Below are 16,579 nucleotides of genomic sequence, written 5' to 3'. Positions count from 1 at the left end.
CTCGCGGATGGCGCTGGTCGGCGACGTCACGAGCGGCCGTTGTCGAAGCGGAGGCGACGCGCAACGACGTCTTTGGCGACGTCCGCCAGCGAATGATCGTTCGCGTAGGCGTAAGCGCGCAGCCGAGCGAGCGCGGCGGCCAAGCTGACACCGAGCTGGACGCTGACCATTCCGCTCGCTTGGTGGATGACCGAGCGGGGTGGTGCGAACAGCTCGTCCAGCGACTTCAACCGGTGCAGCGGTAGCTCGATGTAGCGCTCCAACGCGAGGGCGAGCGCGGCGTCGGCATAGGCGAATGCGTCAAGGAGTTCAGCCGAGCTGAGGTAGCCGGGGCGAGTGCGATAAACGGTCAGCACGCCTAGCTCGACCACGCCTGCTCGTAGCGGGATGGCGAAGCACGCGCGCACGCTGCCACCCTGCGCGTAGCTGGCGAACATCGGCCATCGTTGCGCGGGCCCGGCGGTGGCCAGATCCGGGATGCGCACCGCCTGATGACCCGCGATCACATCGCTCGCCGGGCCCTCGCCCAACGTGACTTGACGCTCGTCGAGGTCGGCGGCGATGTCGTCGGAAGCTTCGACCGGTTGGACCAGGCCGCCCTCGCCGTCGGTCATGAGCAGGCCGACCGAGGCGTCAAGCTCTGCGGCGCAGACAGCGCAGACGTCACCGAGCGAGGGCGGGCGTGCGTCGTGCGCGGCTTGTGCTCGTATCGCAGTCCAGATTCGAGCCGTACGGTCGTCGATCACCGGGGGTCGGCCAAGGGGGTGTGCTGGGTACGAAACGTCGGTGGCGGGCCCAAATTCACAAGACCTCCGTGGGGGACATCAGCGGAGTCACCGCGTGCTGCTGATGCTGCGTGATTCTCACGAGACTGCAAGGGTCGAAAGGCTCTGTTTGCTCAGTCCCGGGCTTGTTGGTCGGTTCGCGGTCGATATCGGACAACGAATATCCAACGAGGATCGGGTTGTGCCAAGCTCGCGTCATGCGCGGGTTGCTGGTGTTGTTGACGGCGTTGCTTGCTTTGACTGCCTGCTCCGACGATGAGGCAGACGTGCCGGAGATCCCGCAGTTGCCGATCCCGGACATGGGCAAGGCGCCGAGCACCGGGGACCAGTGGGGCGGCGGCCCGCTGGCCGAACCACTGTCGTTCCACGAGGTGCGCGAGGTGCAGCACGGCGCGTGCGACCCCGCGGACAAGCTGGCCGTCGAGGACAAGGAGGGCGGGAGCTGTCTGGTGCTGAAACCCGCGGCTTTCGTGGTCGACACCGTGGACAGGGCTCGTACGGTGCAGGTGAACGGGCAGTGGCAGCTCCAGCTGAGGCTGACGGCCGACGACGCGGCGGAGTTCCGGCAGCTGACTGCTCGCGCAGCGCAGGAGCAGGATCTGCGCAACCGCGTCGCCGTCGTGTTCGGTGAGCGGGAGCTGCTGGTGGCTCCGGCCGTGCAGCAACCCGTCACCGGCAGAACGCTGGCGATCGCCGGTCCTTTCCAGCGGGCCGATCTCGACGAACTGCTCGAGCGCATGGGCGGATAGGCGCGCCGGTGCTCGCCGGCGTTCGTCCGAGGTCGACGGCGCGGCAGTAGCCGGGTGGGTCGCCCCGTTCTGCTTGCGTCGGTTCGCTTCTACGCTGGGGCTGTGACCTTCACCGGATTTGGCGAACACGCTATCGACTTCTACGACGGCCTGGTCGCGGACAATTCCAGGGCGTACTGGGAGGACAACGTCGAGATCTACCGGCGGGACGTGCGCGCGCCGATGGAAGCGCTGCTTGCCGAGCTCGAGCCCGAGTTCGCCCCCGGTTTCGGCTCCGCGAAAGTCTTCCGGCCTTACCGGGACGTGCGGTTCTCGCGCGACAAGACGCCGTACAAGACGCATTGCGGCGCGGTGATCGAACCCGGTCGCGGCGCGGGTGCCTACTACGTCGAGCTCTCACCACGTGGGCTGCGGGTCGGCGGTGGCATGTACCACCTGGAATCCGACCAGTTGGCGCGTTTCCGCCAGTCGGTCGCCGACGACAACCACGGGCCAGCCCTGGTGGCGATTCTGGACAAGCTGGTCTCCAGCGGCTGGGAGTTGCGCGGCGAGCAGTTGAAGACCAAGCCGCGTGGGTTCGACGAGGACCATCCGCGAATCGACCTGCTGCGGCACAAGACGCTGTGGGTCGGCAAGACCTTCGAGCCGGACGACGCCCTGCACGAGCGGACGACGCTGACCCGTGTGCGTACGGCTTGGCAGGAGCTGCGTGGGCTCAACGAGTGGGCGCTCGATCACGTCGGGACCACCGAGAAGGTGCGCCGCCGGTAGTCACGCCGGTGGCGAGGGCGCTCGGCCGCATCGGACCGGGCGCTCCCGTCCGTATCGGACCGGCGCTCCCGCCCGTATCGGACAGGTGCACCTGCCCGCATCGGACGGGCGCTGCCACCCGTTTTCGCCCCTAACCCATCACGCACCGGAACCCGGTGTTATCGGCGCGCAGCCCGGCGGGACCATCCGCACTCAACGCAGGCAGGCACTGGCTCAGCGGCGTCGCGAACGATCCGCCCCGGCGCTCGTAGCGGCCCGGCACCCGCTCGGTGGCGCACCACTCCCACACGTTGCCGCACATGTCGTACACCCCGTACGGCGACGCACCTCGGATGTACCGGCCGACCGGTGCCGTGCCGCCGATGCCGGTCTCCCAGACGTTGCACCGGTCCGGCAGCGGTTGGTCGCCCCACGGGAACTGATCACCGAACTGCCCGCGTGCTGCCTTCTCCCACTGCTCACCGGTCGGCAGCGACTTGCCGGCCCACTCCGCGTACGCCTGCGCGTCGTGCCAGCTCACCAGCACCACCGGGTGGCTGGCGCGCTCCGGCGGGCAGCCCTCGTCGGTCCAATGGGCGGGTGGTCGATGGCCGGTGGCCGCCACGAAGCGGCCGTACTCGGCGTTGGTGGTCGGGTGGATGTCGATGTAGAACGCGGGCAGCCACGCGGGCTCGGAGGTGAGCCCTTCCCGGAACGGGCCGCCTGGCACCAGCGCCATGCGCTTGCCGTCCACGGGATGCCGGATGATCGGGCTCTCCGCTTCGGCGGCACCGTCCAGCAGCGGTGGCGTGGACAGGAACTCCGCGAACCGCTCCCGCACCTCGGGCGACGAGCGCCGCAGCGACGTGTCCAGCGCCGCCTGGTTGACCGGGCGTGGGCTGATCTGCTCCCCGGCCGCCTCCCATTTGGACACCATCCGGTCGCTGACCCCCAGATGCGCGGCGAACTCGCGAATGCTCATCCGCCTGGCCGCGCGCAATGCGCGGACTTCCCGTCCGGTCCAGTGTCGAACCGTTCTCATAACCCCCTCGCCAGTCCTGTCCAGCCAGTAGTCGTTCGATGACGTTGCGTGCTGAGCCGAAGTAAAGCACCAGGTCGCGGCGGTCATCGGCGGTGAACGAGACGACGCACCGGCAAGTTCGGCGCTAGTTCGGCAAGAGGTCGGCAGGAGTTCGGTCTGCCCGGCGACGGGCCCTACAGGGCTTCCTTGCGCGCGTGCGCGTAGTGCACGCGACTTCAGACGTGCCCACGGTAGCGGTGACGGCCGACGTTTTCGGCGCTAGTTCGACGTAGCTTCGGCATGCGGACGTACGCAGCGCGGTCTCGGCCACGTCAAGCTGAGCAGGTGACGCAGGAAGACCCCGAGTGGCAGGCCGCGCTCGCCGCGCTGGAACAGCTGGTGACGCTCGGCTGGACGTTCAGGACGACGGTTGCGCAGCACAGTGCGGAGCCCGACAGTGTGCTGGCAGAGCGGGCGGTTGGGGAGTGGATCGACGTGATCCTGATCGAAGGGCACGACCGGGCGCACGGCATGCGATACGAAGCGCACCCGACGCAGCGCCGACCGCAAACCGAAAAGCTGGTGAGGCGGGTCGACGGTGCGCTCGACGAAGTGGTTGACGACGTGCTCGGCTGGTCCGAATTCCGCGGGTGAACGCGACGACACCAGGCGCTTGCCTGGAACGCGTCCCGGCGCTTGCCCGATCAGGATGGGCGTGCGGCCGAGCACCGGTCAGAGCATGGACCGTCGTGTCAGTCGACGCCAGTGCCGCGTTCGCGGAGCGGTCGGAGTTGGTGCAGGGCGCGGATCGATCGGTTTCGGAGCCGAGCACCGGGCGAAACCGTTGCGGGTCGCGAGCCGATCAGAACTGTTTAGCGGCCAGCTCGGCGAGCAGCTCCCGACCCCGTTCGGCGTTGCGCGGCAGGCTCAGTACGTCGTAACGCTGTGCGACCAGTTGGCTGGTGGAGATGAAGTCGCGCTGGCCGCGGGTCGACGCGTAACCGACGGCGGCGAACACCATCCCGAAAGCGATACCGGACAGCAGACCGATCAGGATCGGACCGAATCCCGCACCCGGCGAGAAGATTGCCAACAACAATCCCACGAACAGGCCGAACCACGCGCCGGACGCGGCGCCACGACCGAGCACGCCACCCCAGGTCAGGCGGGCGGCCACCCGCTCGACGAGCATCGGCTCCACCCCGACGATCGTCACGTCGGCCACCGGGAAATCCTTGTCCGCCAGATAGTCGACGGCGCGCTGGGCTTCCTCGTACGTCTCGTACGACCCGATCGGCCAGCCGCGCGGCGGGGACGGCATGTTCCCCGGCGACGGGTTCTGAACGAATGCGGTGGTCATCTTGCGTCCTCTTTCTCGAGGGGTGCTCTCAACCGATGAACGTACGTCGAGCGGGAAAGATGCCCGACTGTGCATACTTCACAGGTTGCCCTCAGGTTTTCCACGGGGGTCGACCGTTGATCATGGCCTAGACCTATCACTGCGCATGGGGTTACCCACTTTCGCCGTGGCGGCGCGCACGGACCGCGCGTCATTCGGCGGGCTTGCGGCGGCGACGCATCGGCGGAGTGTCGAAATCGATCGCGAGCGCTCCGAAGGCCATCACCAGCAGAACCGCCATACCGAGCGCGGCCACGGTCCACGTCGCGATGGTGGCGAACATCGACGACCTCCAGGTCAGCGTGACATTTCGCTTGTTTTCAGGGTCGGTCGACAACGGTGCCTGGGATATAGGCCAAAGGGATGGTGTTCGGGGCAATTCGCCCGCTCGCGCCGGGAAATGCGCCCATGTGAGGGTCCGCCGACCTGGCAACGACGGCCGGATGCGCGGTTGGTGCTGGCTCGAGGGCTGCCGGCGCAGGTCACGGGCCGGCCGGAAACGCACGGCGCTCGCGGGCCGGGCCCGGCGGTTGGGCGCGGACGGTGTAGCGACGCCCGCGGGCCGGGCGCGGACGGTGTAGCGACGCCCGCCGTCGGGTCCAGTGGTGGGTGGCGTGGGCTCGCGGGCTGCTCTTACCCAGGCAGAGTGCGCGCGCTGCGGCTGCGCTGGGTGGGTTCGGTGGTGGGTGGGCGGGCGTGGGCTTGCAGGCTGCGACGCGCGCTCGGGCGGTGGTGATCGACGCGCGCGGACCTGGGCCCTGAACCTCCGCGTCTCTGGTACAGCGCGACGCACGTCGTCCGCGGCCTACCGGCGCGGCCGCTCGTTCACAGCTTGCGCAGGCGCACCCGTGTGATCGAGTGGTCGCTGTCCTTGCGCAGCACCAGCGTCGCGCGGGCCCGCGTGGGCAAGATGTTCTGCAGCAGGTTCGGCTCGTTGATCGTCGTCCAGAGGTGCTCACCCTCCGCCCTGGCGTCCTCGTCGGACAGCCCGGCGAAGTGGTGGAAGTGCGACTCGGGGTCGGCGAACGCGGTGTCCCGCAGCTTGAGGAACCGCTCGATGTACCACCGCTTGATGTCCTCGGTGTGCGCGTCGACGTAGATCGAGAAGTCGAACAGGTCGGACACCGCAAGCCGCGGGTGGGGCTGCAGGACGTTCAGCCCCTCCAGGATGAGGATGTCCGGCCGTCGCACGACGTGCTCGACCCCGGGCAGGATGTCGTACGCCTTGTGCGAGTACACCGGGGCGCTGACCGCCTCCGCGCCCGACTTGACGTCGGTGACGAAGCGCAGCAGCGCCCTGCGGTCGTAGGACTCCGGGAAGCCCTTGCGGTGCATGATGCCGCGGCGCATCAGCTCGGCCCGCGGGTACAGGAAGCCGTCGGTGGTGACCAGGTCGACCCGCGGGTGATCCGGCCAGCGGGCCAGCAGCGCGTGCAGGATGCGCGCCGTGGTGGACTTGCCGACCGCGACGCTGCCCGCGATCCCGATGACGAACGGCACCTTGGTGCCGCGGGTGTCCTCACCCAGGAACGTGGTGGTGGCCTCGTACAGTCGCTGCCGCGCCGCGACCTGCAGGTTGATCAGCCGAGACAACGGGAGGTACACGTCGGCGACCTCTTGCAGATCCACCTGCTCGCCGAGGCCGCGCAGCTTGGCCAGCTCTTCGGCGGTCAACGGCAGCGGGGTCGACCGACGTAGCTCGCGCCACTGCTCGCGATCCAGTTCGACGTACGGGGTCAGCTCACGAACCCTCGCCATCGAAGCCTCCCTTGGCTCCCCGACTCCTGCCGTCACTGCATTGGGCACGATCAAAACAGCTGGCGCGGCGGAATCGATAGGTGCTGTGACAAATGGCACCTGGTACCAGTGTCCGTTGCCCTGCGCAGTTCCGGCAAGCTGGGAGGCTGTGACGTCGACCGGGCGAATCGTGCTATAAGGATCACTCGGACGGGCCGAACAACGGGCGCGGATCGAACGCCACCCGAATGGCGACTATCCGCCCGTCCCGAACCGTGCTCCAGTTCGCGGTCGGGATCGGCGGCGCCACCGACGTGTGCAAGTTGAACCACGTCAGTACGTCCTCGCCGTCCACGAACCGCTTGCGGATCTCGATGTCGGTGACGATCTCCGACATCTTGCGCAGCCCGTCCACGCACGCATCGGCGCCTTCGAGCTGAGCCAGCGGCCCGTGGAACGTGACCTCGTCGGCCAGCACCGAGCGCACGGTCTCGAAGTCCTTGGCCCGCCATCCGGCGAAGTACTTCACGGCGGCCTGCTCGGCAAGGTCTGGCATATCAACCCCCTCTTCGTCGTTCCTCCATATGTTCGCGCGAACCACCGACAATTTCGACCGGTTCGGCGGGAACATCCGGAACCCTGTCAGCGTTAGCACTCACGAAGGCTGAGTGCTAATCCTCAGTCTGGTCGTTTGACACGACAGGGAGGGATGTCAACGATGACGCTGGTTGTTCGCCGAGGCTCTTCGTGGGACCCGTTCAACATCCTGGCCCGCCAGTTCGACAGCGACTTCGACGAGTTGATGCGCCGTGCGTTCGGCCCCGACCGCGCGCCGACCACCGGCTTCGTGCCCGCCGTCGACCTGCGTAGGGATGGCACGGACGTCGTGGTGACCGCCGAGGTTCCGGGCGCCGACAACCTGGACGTCGAGGTCGTGGAGAACCGGCTGCGCATCAGCGGCCGCCGCGGCAGCGACGAGACCAGGGAGGACGACGGTGTGCTGGTGCGGGAGATCCGTTCCGGTGAGTTCCGTCGGGAATTCGCGCTGCCGAAGCACATCACCGCGGACGACGTCGACGCCGAGTACCGGGACGGCTTGCTGACGGTGCGCGTGCGCAACGTGGCCAAGCCGAAGCCGGAGCCGCGCAAGATCACCGTGCGTGGCGTCGCCGAGGCGGAACAGCTCCCCTCGGGTGAGGAAGTCCGCGAGGTCGAAGGGGCCACGGAGCCCGAGTCGAAGTAAGACCACGTGAGAAACGGACGGCCGTCGGAGCACGTGAGCCCGGCGGCCGTTCGGCTATGTGGGGGACATGCAGGGCTGCTGGGTGGCGCCGGCCGGGCTTGCCGGGCGCGCTGGGGCGGCACCGGCCGGGCTTGCCGGACGCGCAGGGGCGGCACCGGCCGGACTTGCCGGACACGCTGAAGCGACACTGGCCGGGCATGCCGGGCGCTGGAGCGGCACACGCCGGGGCGGCCCGCCGGACATGCCGGCAAGCCGACGCATCGTTCACTGGACGACGCTGCTGGGTGCGCGGCTCAGCCGCCGAACACCTCGTCCCACGCCACGGCCACCTGCCGAGCGCAGTTCTGCGGGTCCACACCCCCCACGCCGGTGCCCAGCCCCGGCATGGCGATCACGTCGATGGCCTCGGCGGCGGGTCTGCCCGGGTCCACCTCGCGGTCCCGCCACAACTCGAACACCGCGCGAGCGGCCAAGTACGGATGCACGGTGTCCTCGGCCAGCAGTTCGCCCGGCTCCCGCATCGTCGGGGCGCTGATCAGCCACGCAGGCATGGTCTCCCCGGTGGGCACCGCGAGCGCTTCGCCGACCGGCAGTTCACCGCCGTGCGTGTTCAGGATGGCCTTGCGCACCCGTTCCTCGATCCCGGGGAACGCCCGCGCGTACACCGCGTCGATGCCGCCGCGCATCCATCCGTAGGAGTTGGCCGGGCTGACCACGGCCTGCGCCTCGATGTCCAGCACCGAGCCGCGATGGACCTGCACGCGCGGCCGGCGGGTGCTCAGCAACGTGCGCCACGCCTGCGCCATCGCGTCGTCGATCGCGCACAGGACCAGGGCTGGGACGTTGCGTGCGGATCGTGCCTTCCGGCGGCTTTCTGTGGTGTGCGAGTCGATGGTCACGAAGCTCCTCACGGACGCCGGTGGGTACCTCAAGTCTGGCAAACCCAGGCAGACCGTAGCCAACCATCTGCATGTTGCAGATCTGGCAACTGAGTGATTTCGCCGAACGGCGCACCGGCCGTATGCGCTACGACGAACGTCGTGACGCCCTTCGCAGCAACGCGCAGTAATCTGCAGAAATGGACCCCACGGCACCGAGGGCACTGCGGCGGATCGCCTATTTCGGACCGCAAGGCACGTTCACCGAACAGGCTGCGCGGCAGCTGCACGCGACCGCCGAGTTGATGCCGTGCGAGACCATCCGCGCGGCGATGACGGCAGTGCGTAAAGGCGATACGGATGCGGCCTGCGTGCCGGTGGAGAACTCCGTGGAGGGCCCGGTCTCCGCGACACTGGACGGCCTGGCCGAGGACGACCCGCTGGTCGCCGTCGCCGAGGCGTTGCTGCCCATCAGGTTCAGCATGCTCGCTCACCCCGACACCGACCCAGGCGCGCTGCGGACGGTCGCCAGTCACCCACATGCCCTGGCTCAGGTGCAGCGCTGGCTGGAGCACCATTTCCCGGATGCCGAACACATCGCCGCATCGTCGACGGCGGCCGCGGCGGTGGGTGTCACACAAGGCCAGTACGACGCCGCCGTCACGGCACCGGTGGCCGCTGAACATTACCCGCTCAAGGTCATCGCCACCGACGTCGCCGACGTGCCGGACGCGCGTACCAGATTCCTGCTGCTGCGCCGCCCCGGCGCGCTGCCCGAGCCCACCGGGCACGATCGGACGTCGGTCGTCGCGGCGGCGGAGAACCGGACCGGAGCACTCTCCGAATTGCTCACCGAGCTGGCCATTCGGGGCATCAACCTGACCCGGCTGGACGCTCGGCCCATCCGCGGATCGTTCGGCCGCTACCGCTTCTACTTCGACTTCGAAGGCCACGTCGCCGAACCTCGGGTCGGCGACGCCCTCGCTGCCCTGCGCAGGAGGTGCGACGTGCGCTTCCTGGGCTCCCACCCGCGGGCGGACGACGGCGCCGCCAGCCCGTCCGCAGCAGCGTCGAACGACGTCTTCGTGCACGCCGCGGAATGGGTGGAGTCCATTCGCCGCGGGGAGTCCGCCTGACAGCCCCTCACCGCCGCCGACGCAACCTCGTCACCCCCTCACACGTCTGCTGGGGAGTAGACAACGTGGCGTCTACTTCAGGGAGGGACGACATGGTGCGGCAAAACCGAACCGGCTTGTCGAAGAGTGGTTTTCGTGCCGCAGGGCTGGCCGCCGGGATCGCCGCCGCGGTCGTGCTCACCGGCTGCGGGGGCGCGGAACAGCAGGCGGGCCCGGCGCAGGACCAAGCTCCGCAGGAGTCGACCGTGGAGTCCTCGCCCTCGCCGGAGCCGACCACCGAGGAGAAGACCGAGCCCGCGCAGTCGAGCGAGGCGAAGGCCACCAAGCCGCGTCCGCCGAAGGACAAGCAACGGTTGTGCAAGTCCGCGGACCTGCGGCTGTCCCTCGGCAGGGGTGACGCAGGCGCAGGGACCCACTGGCGTCCCCTGCGTTTCACCAACGCCGGGGACTCGCCGTGTGTGATCCAGGGTTTCCCAGGAGTTTCCTTCGTCGCCGGCGATGACGGACACCAGGTCGGTGCCGCTGCCTACCGCGACGGCAAGAAGGGGCCCGCGATCACGTTGCAGCCGGGCGAAACGGCTCATGCGCCGGTGGGCTTCACCCAGATCCACAACTTCCCGGCGGCGGAGTGCAAGCCGACCGCGGTGCGCGGGCTGCGCGTCTACCCGCCGCAGGAGACCGCATCGATGTTCTTGGAGCAGAAGGGCACCGGCTGCGCCAACGCCGACATCAACGGCTACCAGCTGAAGGTGCAGACCATCCGGCCGGGCGCCGGGATGTGACGGCAACCGAACAGGCGTTGCGATAATCCGCCCATGTGGCGGAAGGTGCTTGCGACTGTCCTGATCGGGATGGGCAGCGTTGTCGTCGTCGCGATGATCGACGTCGTCCAGGACTACCGGCCGGACGACCCGATCCGCGAAGCCGTCACGATCATGATGGTCGTCCTCGGGTTCGTCCCGGCCGCCATGTTCTTCGCCGCGTGGGCGCTGCTGCGTAGTGCCAACCGGCGCCCGACGCCACCCAGCATCGGCTGGATGCCGACCGGCCCGCAGTGGTTGTCCCAGCAGATGTGGCGCGAACTGCCCGACCTGGTGCCGAACCGGCCGCGGAACCGCCCGCGCCCGATGCCTGCCGTCGGCGTTCCGCCGGACGAAGCCCTGCGCAAACTGTGGGCCGCTCGCGCCGAGATCGCGCACGACCGCAGGCGGCCGCTCGGCTGGCTACCGGTCGGCGGCTGGATCGGCCTGGCCGCGTTCGTCCCGCTGGTCATCCTGCTGATGGCCTTGATCACGACGACCGTCCTGTTCGGGCCGCGCACCGAGACACTCGATGTCACGCTGCTGTTCATGGACTGGGTCCTTTGCCTGGTGGCGGCATCCTGGTTGTCCGTCTATCGCCCGCTGGCCCGGTACCGGCGACTGGTGCAGATCGAACGCGAGCTCAGCCATGCCATGCGCGGACGGACCGACACCGGCGCGCCGCTGCCCGCGACCGGCCTGGTCGAGCTGGTCACCGATCCGGTCACCGGGTGGCAGGGTTACTACCACCCACAGCTGCTACGCGTGCGGTCCTACGCGGCCGCGTGAGTCAGCCCCAGCCGAGTTCGTGCAGCCGGGCGTCGTCGATGCCGAAGTGGTGTCCGATCTCGTGCATCACGGTGATCAGCACTTCCTCCACCACTTCGTCCTCGGTGTTGCACATCGCCAGGATGGGCTCGCGGTAGATCGAGATCCGATCCGGCAGTTCACCGCCGTAGGCCGTGGTGCGCTCGGTCAACGCGATGCCGTGATACAGGCCGAGGATGTCCGGCTCTTCCTCGTTGCGCGGCTCGACCAGCACCACGACGTTGTCCATCGCCGCGGCGAATTTCGGCGGCACCTGGTCCAACGCTTCGGCGACCAGTTCCTCGAAGCGTTGCGGAGACATCTCCACGGCCATCGGCGACCTACTCGGGCGGGTCTTGCGTGGGTTCGTCCTCCGGCGGCACATCGTCGACCGGATTGTCGGCCTCGCCGTCGGACTCCTGCTTCGGTTCGGACGACGGCTTGGTGCTGGACTTGGGGGACGACGACGTGCTCGGCTTGGACTTCTTCTTTTTCTCGTCCAGCTTCTTGCGTTCCTCCTCGGTGGCGGCGATGCTGCCTTCCACCGGGGCGAGGCCGGACTTGTCCTTCAGCAGCGCGCCGACCTTGCAGTTCACCAGGCGTGATCCGGCCCGCCAACTGGCCTTGGTCCTGGTGTCCCACGCAACGATCAGCTTGAGCTTCTCCAGGTTCTTCCCGCCGGAGTAGGTGCGCGCGTCCTTGTTGCACACCTTGTCCAGGTACGCGTTCTGCTTGTTGGTCGACGGGTAGCTGTCGAACTTCTTGCCCAGGTTGACGATCGAGATCATCTCGTACGAGTGCTTCTCGGAGCACTTCACCGGATCGCCGACCGTCCCGTCGACCAGGCCGAGGCACGTGCCGGTGGCCCACACGTCGGACTGATCCTGCTCGACGGCCGGGCCCACGGTCGCCTGCAGCGAACCTCCAGGACCGATGCGCCACAGTCCGCAGCGCAGATCCCGGTTGCCCAGCTTCCAGTCGCGCTCGTTCGGGCGCAGCGCGGACACCTGCAGCTTGCCGTCCGGGTCGAGCTTGTTGTCCAGGTAGCGCTCCGCACCCTTGGTGCAGCGCTGCTTGGCGAGCCGGCGCCACGTCTCGGTGTCCGGCAGCGGCGCGCCCGCGGGGTACTTGGAGGAAATGTCGGTGACCTGCGTGACCTCGAAGACGTGTGGTTCCTCGCAGTTCACCGGCTTCATGTCGGCGGCGTCGTCGCGCTGCCACATCAGGCAGGTGCCGACCTTGGCAGCGAACGCGTACTGCAGGCCGTCCTTGGCGTCCGGCGAGGCGGGTCCGCCGCCGAGCGGGCTCGCGCCACTGGCGCTACCACCCGCGCCGCTCTGGGGCGCTGCCGCCAGCATGGTGACGAGCAGTGTGACGAGCGCGCCGAGTACGGCGCCCGCCAGGAAAGGGCGGGAGCCGGCGGTTGAGGTGTTGATCCGCAGCCGCTGCAGTAGTCCCGACATCACCGACCATGATGCCTCAATCGGGTGGCCGCGCCCCGCGTGCCCTCCCGTCCTCGCCCCGCTGATCAGCCGGGACGCACCCAGCGTGGCGGTGTCGTGGCGCTCGGTGGGCCGCTCTACTGTGTTGGCACGCGAAGTTGACCATTTCGACCAGGGGAGTCGCCGTGACTGCTGCTTCCGCGACGACGATGTCCACGCTGGCGTTGCCCGCTGATTTCGGCGGCACGCTGCTGCAAGGAATCGGCGCGATCCTGCTGTACGCGGTGATCGGCCTGCTGCTGATGCTGGTCGGCTTCTACGCCATTGACTTCACCACGCCGGGCAAGCTGTCCCAGCTGGTGCAGGCCGGGCGGCCGAACGCGGTCATCATCACCGCAGCCGGGCTGGTCTCGATGGCGTTGATCGTCGTGGTGGCGATCTCCAACGCGGGATTCGACCTGCTCGCCGGGGTCATCACGGCGCTGGTGTTCGGCTTCGTGGGGATCGTGGTGCAGGTGCTGGCCGTGCGCATGCTGGAGTGGGTCGCCCGGATCAACGTCGGCGAGACGATCACGGCCGAGACGTTCGCCCCGGCGTCGGTCGTGGTGGCCGCGGCCCATGTCGCGCTAGGCATGGTGGTGGCTTTCGCGATCTACTAGGCGCATGGACGTTCTGCGCACCCCCGAAGACCGTTTCGCCGGACTGCCGGACTTCGACTATCCGGCGCGCTACGCCGAGATCGAGGGCGGTTTGCGGATGGCGTATGTCGAAGCCGGGCCCGCCGACGGAGAGCCGATCGTGCTGCTGCACGGCGAGCCGTCGTGGTCGTTCCTGTACCGGCACGTCATCGCCGAACTCGTCGAGGCGGGCTACCGGGCCATCGCGCCGGACCTGATCGGGTTCGGCCGGTCGGACAAGCCCGCAGAGGTGACCGATCACTCCTACGCCCGGCACATCGACTGGACCGGCAAGCTGCTGTTCGACGCGCTCGATCTGCACGGCATGACGCTGGTCGGCCAGGACTGGGGTGGCCTGATCGGTCTGCGGCTGGTGGCCGCCGAGCCGGATCGGTTCGCTCGCGTCGTCGCGGCCAACACCGGCCTGCCGACCGGCGACCACGGGATGCCCGACGCGTGGTGGGCGTTCAAGAACGCGGTGGCCAAGGCCGAGCGGTTGGACATTGCCCGGTTTGTGCAGTCCGGCTGCCGCACCACGCTCTCCGACGAGGTACGGGCCGCCTACGACGCGCCGTTCCCCGACGAGCGCTACAAGTCGGGTCCGCGTGCCATGCCCGGCCTGGTGCCCGCGACCCCGGACAACGTGGAGTCCGAGCCGAACCGGCAGGCCTGGCAGAAGCTCACCACGCTGGACATCCCGTGGCTGTGCGCCTTCTCCGACAGCGACCCCATCACCGGCCCGATGGGCCCGATCCTGCAGCGGGCCATGCGTGGCGCGGCCGGTGTCGAGCATCCGGTGATCGCCGGCGCGGGTCATTTCCTGCAGGAGGACGCCGGGCACCAGCTGGGGCAAGCCGTCGTGGAGTTCGCCCGCGCGCATCCAAGCAGGTGACGGGGACTACCCTCGTCATTCGTGATCGACCCCAGGATCCTGCGTGAAGACCCGGACGCCGTGCGTGCGTCGCTGCGCAAGCGCGGGGAGGACCCGAGTGTGGTGGACCGGCTGATCGAGCTGGATCAGCGCCGCCGATCGGCCATCGCCCGCGCCGATGCCCTGCGTGCCGAGCAGAAGTCGCTCGGCAAGCAGATCGGCAAGGCCTCCGCCGACGAGCGTGAGTCGCTGCTGGCCCACGCCAAGGAGCTGGCGGCGGAGGTGAAGGCTGCCGAGGCCGAGCAGTCCGAGGCGTCCGAGGAGTTCAGCGCGCTGCACGCGGTGATCCCCAACCTGGTGCACCCGGAGGCGCCCTCCGGTGGTGAGCAGGACTACGTCGTGCTCAAGCACGTGGGGCAGCCGCGTGAGTTCGACTTCACCCCGCGCGATCACCTCGAACTGGGCGAGCTGCTCGGCGCGATCGACACCGAGCGTGGCGCGAAGACGTCCGGCGCCCGGTTCTACTTCCTCACCGGCGTCGGTGCCCAGCTGCAGCTCGGGCTGTTGAACATGGCCATCGCCCAAGCGGTGGAGACCGGCTTCACTCCGATGATCACCCCGGTGCTGGTGCGGCCGGAGATCATGCAGGGCACCGGTTTCCTGGGGGCGCACTCGTCGGAGGTGTACCGGCTGGAGGCCGACGACCTGTACCTGGTCGGCACGTCCGAGGTGTCGCTGGCCGGCTACCACGCCGACGAGATCCTGGACTTGTCCGGCGGGCCGCTGCGTTACGCGGGCTGGTCGTCGTGCTTCCGCCGGGAAGCGGGCTCCTACGGCAAGGACACCCGCGGCATCATCCGGGTGCACCAGTTCGACAAGGTCGAGATGTTCAGCTACTGCAGGCCGGAGGAGGCCGAGGCGGAGCACGAGCGGCTGCTGCAGTGGGAAGAGCAGATGCTGGCCAAGATCGAGGTGCCGTACCGGGTGATCGACACCGCCGGCGGTGACCTGGGCGCCTCGGCCGCGCGCAAGTACGACTGCGAGGCGTGGATCCCCACCCAGGGCACCTACCGGGAGCTGACCTCGACGTCGAACTGCACCACGTATCAGGCGCGCCGGTTGTCCGTGCGCTACCGGGACGAGAACGGCAAGCCGCAGATCGCCGCGACGCTCAACGGCACGCTGGCGACCACCCGCTGGCTGGTGGCGATCCTGGAGAACCACCAGCAGGCCGACGGCTCGGTGCGCGTTCCGAAGGCGCTGCAGCCCTTCGTGGGCAAGGAAGTCCTCAAGCCGGTCTGATCAGCGCGCGAGTGCGGCCGCCCCAGGCATGGGGTGGCCGCACTTTTTCGTGGGTCTCAGACGGACTCGGGCCGGGCCAGCTTCTCTGGGAAGTCCCAGTCCTGCGTGCCGCCCGGCGCCCGCTCCTCCTGCAGCGGGACCACCGCGGGCGGGGTCGGCAGCTGGGTGTGCTCGGTCGGCTCGACGCCGGCCAGCCGCAGTGCAGCCGCGATCGTGGTCTGGTTGGCACTCAGCACCGGCAGACCGAGCTCCTTCTGCAACGGCTTGATCAGGTCGTACGTCAACACATTGGTGCAGGCGATGTACAGGGCGTCCGCGCCGCGGGTGTCGATCTGGCGTGCGGCGTCGGCCACCTGCTCGTAGTTGAGCGTCCAGATCCTGCCGCGCAAGCCCATGTACAAGCTGTTGGTCACGCCGATCTCGAACTCGTCGAGGAACTTGCACAACCGCTCGGTGATCTCCGGGCCGTACGGGGTGAGCAGCGCGACCCGCTGGTAGCCATGGTGGATGAACTCGCTGACCATGGCGCCGGAGCTGGTGGTCGCGGCGGGCGCACCGGCCTCCAGCATGGCGTTCACCAGCGCGCGCTCCCCGGCCGCGCCACCGATGAAGCTGGCCATGCTGCACGCGTAGGCGACCACCGCGGGCTCGGGCGGGAGTACCCGGTGGGTGGCCTCCTTGACCGGCTGCGGGTCGGACAGCTCGTTCGCCCGGGTCAGGTCGATGTCGCCGGGACGATGGACCAGGCGCGTCATATGCAGAGTGACCGAGTCGGGGACCCAGCGCCACAGCTCGCGGTCGAGCCCCAGGTCCGCGGGATTGATCACTCCGACACCGATTTGCGGCTGCATCGCCCCTCCTCATCCTGCTTGTGGAGCCGGGGGCTCCGACGGTGAAGACACCGCCCCGAACGGGAGGTGTTTGAATTGAGAATAGGGGCGCGACCGGCTTCCGCTAATACCTGAAAGCCGGCGTTTACCTG

General features: G+C 68.6%; 20 protein-coding genes. 10 read left to right on the top strand and 10 right to left on the bottom strand.

Annotated features, from left to right (window positions below; translation table 11 throughout):
* Positions 1–26: 26 nt before the first annotated feature.
* Positions 27–746: a GAF domain-containing protein gene (locus YWM_RS0116340; protein ID WP_028851601.1), complete on the bottom strand. Its 720-nt coding sequence runs from the start codon at positions 744–746 to the stop codon at positions 27–29.
* Positions 747–982: 236 nt separating this feature from the next.
* On the opposite strand from YWM_RS0116340, the gene YWM_RS0116335 reads away from it, so the two are divergent.
* Both YWM_RS0116335 and YWM_RS0116330 read left to right on the top strand, forming a co-directional pair.
* On the top strand, positions 983–1,534 hold the full coding sequence (locus YWM_RS0116335; protein WP_028851600.1) for a SecDF P1 head subdomain-containing protein: 552 nt from the start codon (positions 983–985) through the stop codon (positions 1,532–1,534).
* Positions 1,535–1,636: 102 nt separating this feature from the next.
* Positions 1,637–2,305 carry a DUF2461 domain-containing protein gene (locus tag YWM_RS0116330; protein WP_028851599.1) on the top strand — a complete coding sequence of 223 codons (669 nt, stop codon included), beginning with the start codon at positions 1,637–1,639 and terminating at the stop codon, positions 2,303–2,305.
* Between the two features lie 130 nt (positions 2,306–2,435).
* Here the strand turns inward: YWM_RS0116330 and YWM_RS0116325 are convergent, their stop codons facing one another.
* Positions 2,436–3,326, bottom strand: coding sequence for an SUMF1/EgtB/PvdO family nonheme iron enzyme (locus tag YWM_RS0116325; protein ID WP_028851598.1), 891 nt, complete (start codon positions 3,324–3,326; stop codon positions 2,436–2,438).
* A 324-nt stretch (positions 3,327–3,650) separates the two neighbouring features.
* On the opposite strand from YWM_RS0116325, the gene YWM_RS0116320 reads away from it, so the two are divergent.
* Positions 3,651–3,959, top strand: a complete 309-nt coding sequence (locus YWM_RS0116320) for a hypothetical protein (protein ID WP_028851597.1) — start codon at positions 3,651–3,653, stop codon at positions 3,957–3,959.
* A gap of 208 nt (positions 3,960–4,167) precedes the next feature.
* Here the strand turns inward: YWM_RS0116320 and YWM_RS0116315 are convergent, their stop codons facing one another.
* The 4 genes from YWM_RS0116315 to YWM_RS0116300 form a co-directional block, all read right to left on the bottom strand.
* On the bottom strand, positions 4,168–4,665 hold the full coding sequence (locus YWM_RS0116315) for a YflT domain-containing protein (RefSeq protein WP_028851596.1): 498 nt from the start codon (positions 4,663–4,665) through the stop codon (positions 4,168–4,170).
* Between the two features lie 190 nt (positions 4,666–4,855).
* Positions 4,856–5,041, bottom strand: coding sequence for a hypothetical protein (locus tag YWM_RS26660; protein ID WP_211232539.1), 186 nt, complete (start codon positions 5,039–5,041; stop codon positions 4,856–4,858).
* A 488-nt stretch (positions 5,042–5,529) separates the two neighbouring features.
* The gene (gene coaA, locus YWM_RS0116305) at positions 5,530–6,462 is read right to left on the bottom strand and encodes a type I pantothenate kinase (protein WP_028851595.1); all 933 of its coding nucleotides are present in this window, start codon (positions 6,460–6,462) and stop codon (positions 5,530–5,532) included.
* A 181-nt stretch (positions 6,463–6,643) separates the two neighbouring features.
* Complete coding sequence (locus YWM_RS0116300) at positions 6,644–6,997, bottom strand: nuclear transport factor 2 family protein (protein WP_028851594.1); 354 nt, start codon at positions 6,995–6,997, stop codon at positions 6,644–6,646.
* A gap of 162 nt (positions 6,998–7,159) precedes the next feature.
* On the opposite strand from YWM_RS0116300, the gene YWM_RS24120 reads away from it, so the two are divergent.
* Complete coding sequence (locus tag YWM_RS24120) at positions 7,160–7,684, top strand: Hsp20/alpha crystallin family protein (RefSeq protein ID WP_084612468.1); 525 nt, start codon at positions 7,160–7,162, stop codon at positions 7,682–7,684.
* Between the two features lie 293 nt (positions 7,685–7,977).
* Here the strand turns inward: YWM_RS24120 and YWM_RS0116290 are convergent, their stop codons facing one another.
* Entirely contained in the window at positions 7,978–8,583 is a 606-nt protein-coding gene (locus YWM_RS0116290; RefSeq protein ID WP_028851593.1) for a macro domain-containing protein, read from the bottom strand.
* 203 nt (positions 8,584–8,786) lie between these two features.
* Between YWM_RS0116290 and pheA the strand changes: the two genes are divergently transcribed.
* From pheA to YWM_RS0116270, 3 genes are all read left to right on the top strand, one after another.
* Entirely contained in the window at positions 8,787–9,698 is a 912-nt protein-coding gene (gene pheA, locus YWM_RS0116280; RefSeq protein WP_028851592.1) for a prephenate dehydratase, read from the top strand.
* A 92-nt stretch (positions 9,699–9,790) separates the two neighbouring features.
* Positions 9,791–10,480, top strand: coding sequence for a DUF4232 domain-containing protein (locus YWM_RS0116275; RefSeq protein WP_084612467.1), 690 nt, complete (start codon positions 9,791–9,793; stop codon positions 10,478–10,480).
* Between the two features lie 33 nt (positions 10,481–10,513).
* Complete coding sequence (locus tag YWM_RS0116270) at positions 10,514–11,287, top strand: hypothetical protein (RefSeq protein WP_028851590.1); 774 nt, start codon at positions 10,514–10,516, stop codon at positions 11,285–11,287.
* 1 nt (position 11,288) lies between these two features.
* On the opposite strand, the gene YWM_RS0116265 is transcribed toward YWM_RS0116270, so the two are convergent.
* The gene (locus YWM_RS0116265; RefSeq protein ID WP_028851589.1) at positions 11,289–11,639 is read right to left on the bottom strand and encodes a metallopeptidase family protein; all 351 of its coding nucleotides are present in this window, start codon (positions 11,637–11,639) and stop codon (positions 11,289–11,291) included.
* A gap of 7 nt (positions 11,640–11,646) precedes the next feature.
* Entirely contained in the window at positions 11,647–12,768 is a 1,122-nt protein-coding gene (locus YWM_RS24115) for a septum formation family protein (protein WP_052344996.1), read from the bottom strand.
* A 188-nt stretch (positions 12,769–12,956) separates the two neighbouring features.
* Here YWM_RS24115 and YWM_RS0116255 point away from each other — a divergent pair, with 188 nt between their 5' ends.
* Genes YWM_RS0116255 through serS form a run of 3 tightly spaced genes read left to right on the top strand, consistent with a single transcriptional unit; the run spans position 12,957 to position 15,597 of the window.
* The gene (locus YWM_RS0116255; protein WP_028851588.1) at positions 12,957–13,406 is read left to right on the top strand and encodes a DUF350 domain-containing protein; all 450 of its coding nucleotides are present in this window, start codon (positions 12,957–12,959) and stop codon (positions 13,404–13,406) included.
* A 4-nt stretch (positions 13,407–13,410) separates the two neighbouring features.
* The gene (locus tag YWM_RS0116250) at positions 13,411–14,316 is read left to right on the top strand and encodes a haloalkane dehalogenase (protein WP_028851587.1); all 906 of its coding nucleotides are present in this window, start codon (positions 13,411–13,413) and stop codon (positions 14,314–14,316) included.
* A 21-nt stretch (positions 14,317–14,337) separates the two neighbouring features.
* Positions 14,338–15,597, top strand: coding sequence for a serine--tRNA ligase (gene serS, locus YWM_RS0116245; RefSeq protein WP_028851586.1), 1,260 nt, complete (start codon positions 14,338–14,340; stop codon positions 15,595–15,597).
* Between the two features lie 56 nt (positions 15,598–15,653).
* On the opposite strand, the gene YWM_RS24110 is transcribed toward serS, so the two are convergent.
* Entirely contained in the window at positions 15,654–16,448 is a 795-nt protein-coding gene (locus YWM_RS24110; RefSeq protein ID WP_169721003.1) for a maleate cis-trans isomerase family protein, read from the bottom strand.
* Between the last annotated feature and the right edge of the window lie 131 nt (positions 16,449–16,579).

The sequence above is a fragment of the Thermocrispum municipale DSM 44069 genome, from assembly GCF_000427825.1.
In the GTDB taxonomy this organism is placed as follows: Bacteria; Actinomycetota; Actinomycetes; order Mycobacteriales; family Pseudonocardiaceae; genus Thermocrispum; species Thermocrispum municipale.
Note: the sequence above shows the minus strand (reverse complement) of the source record. Positions and strands in the feature narration are given on the sequence as shown.

Bases quoted from the DNA above. Each gene is read 5' to 3' on its own strand.
- YWM_RS0116275 (WP_084612467.1), top strand. From the start codon at position 9,791: ATGGTGCGGCAAAACCGAACCGGCTTGTCGAAGAGTGGTTTTCGTGCC.
- YWM_RS0116325 (WP_028851598.1), bottom strand. From the start codon at position 3,326: ATGAGAACGGTTCGACACTGGACCGGACGGGAAGTCCGCGCATTGCGC.
- YWM_RS24120 (WP_084612468.1), top strand. From the start codon at position 7,160: ATGACGCTGGTTGTTCGCCGAGGCTCTTCGTGGGACCCGTTCAACATC.
- YWM_RS0116300 (WP_028851594.1), bottom strand. From the start codon at position 6,997: ATGCCAGACCTTGCCGAGCAGGCCGCCGTGAAGTACTTCGCCGGATGG.
- YWM_RS24115 (WP_052344996.1), bottom strand. From the start codon at position 12,768: ATGTCGGGACTACTGCAGCGGCTGCGGATCAACACCTCAACCGCCGGC.
- YWM_RS24110 (WP_169721003.1), bottom strand. From the start codon at position 16,448: ATGCAGCCGCAAATCGGTGTCGGAGTGATCAATCCCGCGGACCTGGGG.
- YWM_RS0116255 (WP_028851588.1), top strand. From the start codon at position 12,957: ATGTCCACGCTGGCGTTGCCCGCTGATTTCGGCGGCACGCTGCTGCAA.
- YWM_RS0116335 (WP_028851600.1), top strand. From the start codon at position 983: ATGCGCGGGTTGCTGGTGTTGTTGACGGCGTTGCTTGCTTTGACTGCC.
- YWM_RS0116315 (WP_028851596.1), bottom strand. From the start codon at position 4,665: ATGACCACCGCATTCGTTCAGAACCCGTCGCCGGGGAACATGCCGTCC.
- YWM_RS0116270 (WP_028851590.1), top strand. From the start codon at position 10,514: ATGTGGCGGAAGGTGCTTGCGACTGTCCTGATCGGGATGGGCAGCGTT.
- YWM_RS0116250 (WP_028851587.1), top strand. From the start codon at position 13,411: ATGGACGTTCTGCGCACCCCCGAAGACCGTTTCGCCGGACTGCCGGAC.
- YWM_RS0116265 (WP_028851589.1), bottom strand. From the start codon at position 11,639: ATGGCCGTGGAGATGTCTCCGCAACGCTTCGAGGAACTGGTCGCCGAA.
- coaA (WP_028851595.1), bottom strand. From the start codon at position 6,462: ATGGCGAGGGTTCGTGAGCTGACCCCGTACGTCGAACTGGATCGCGAG.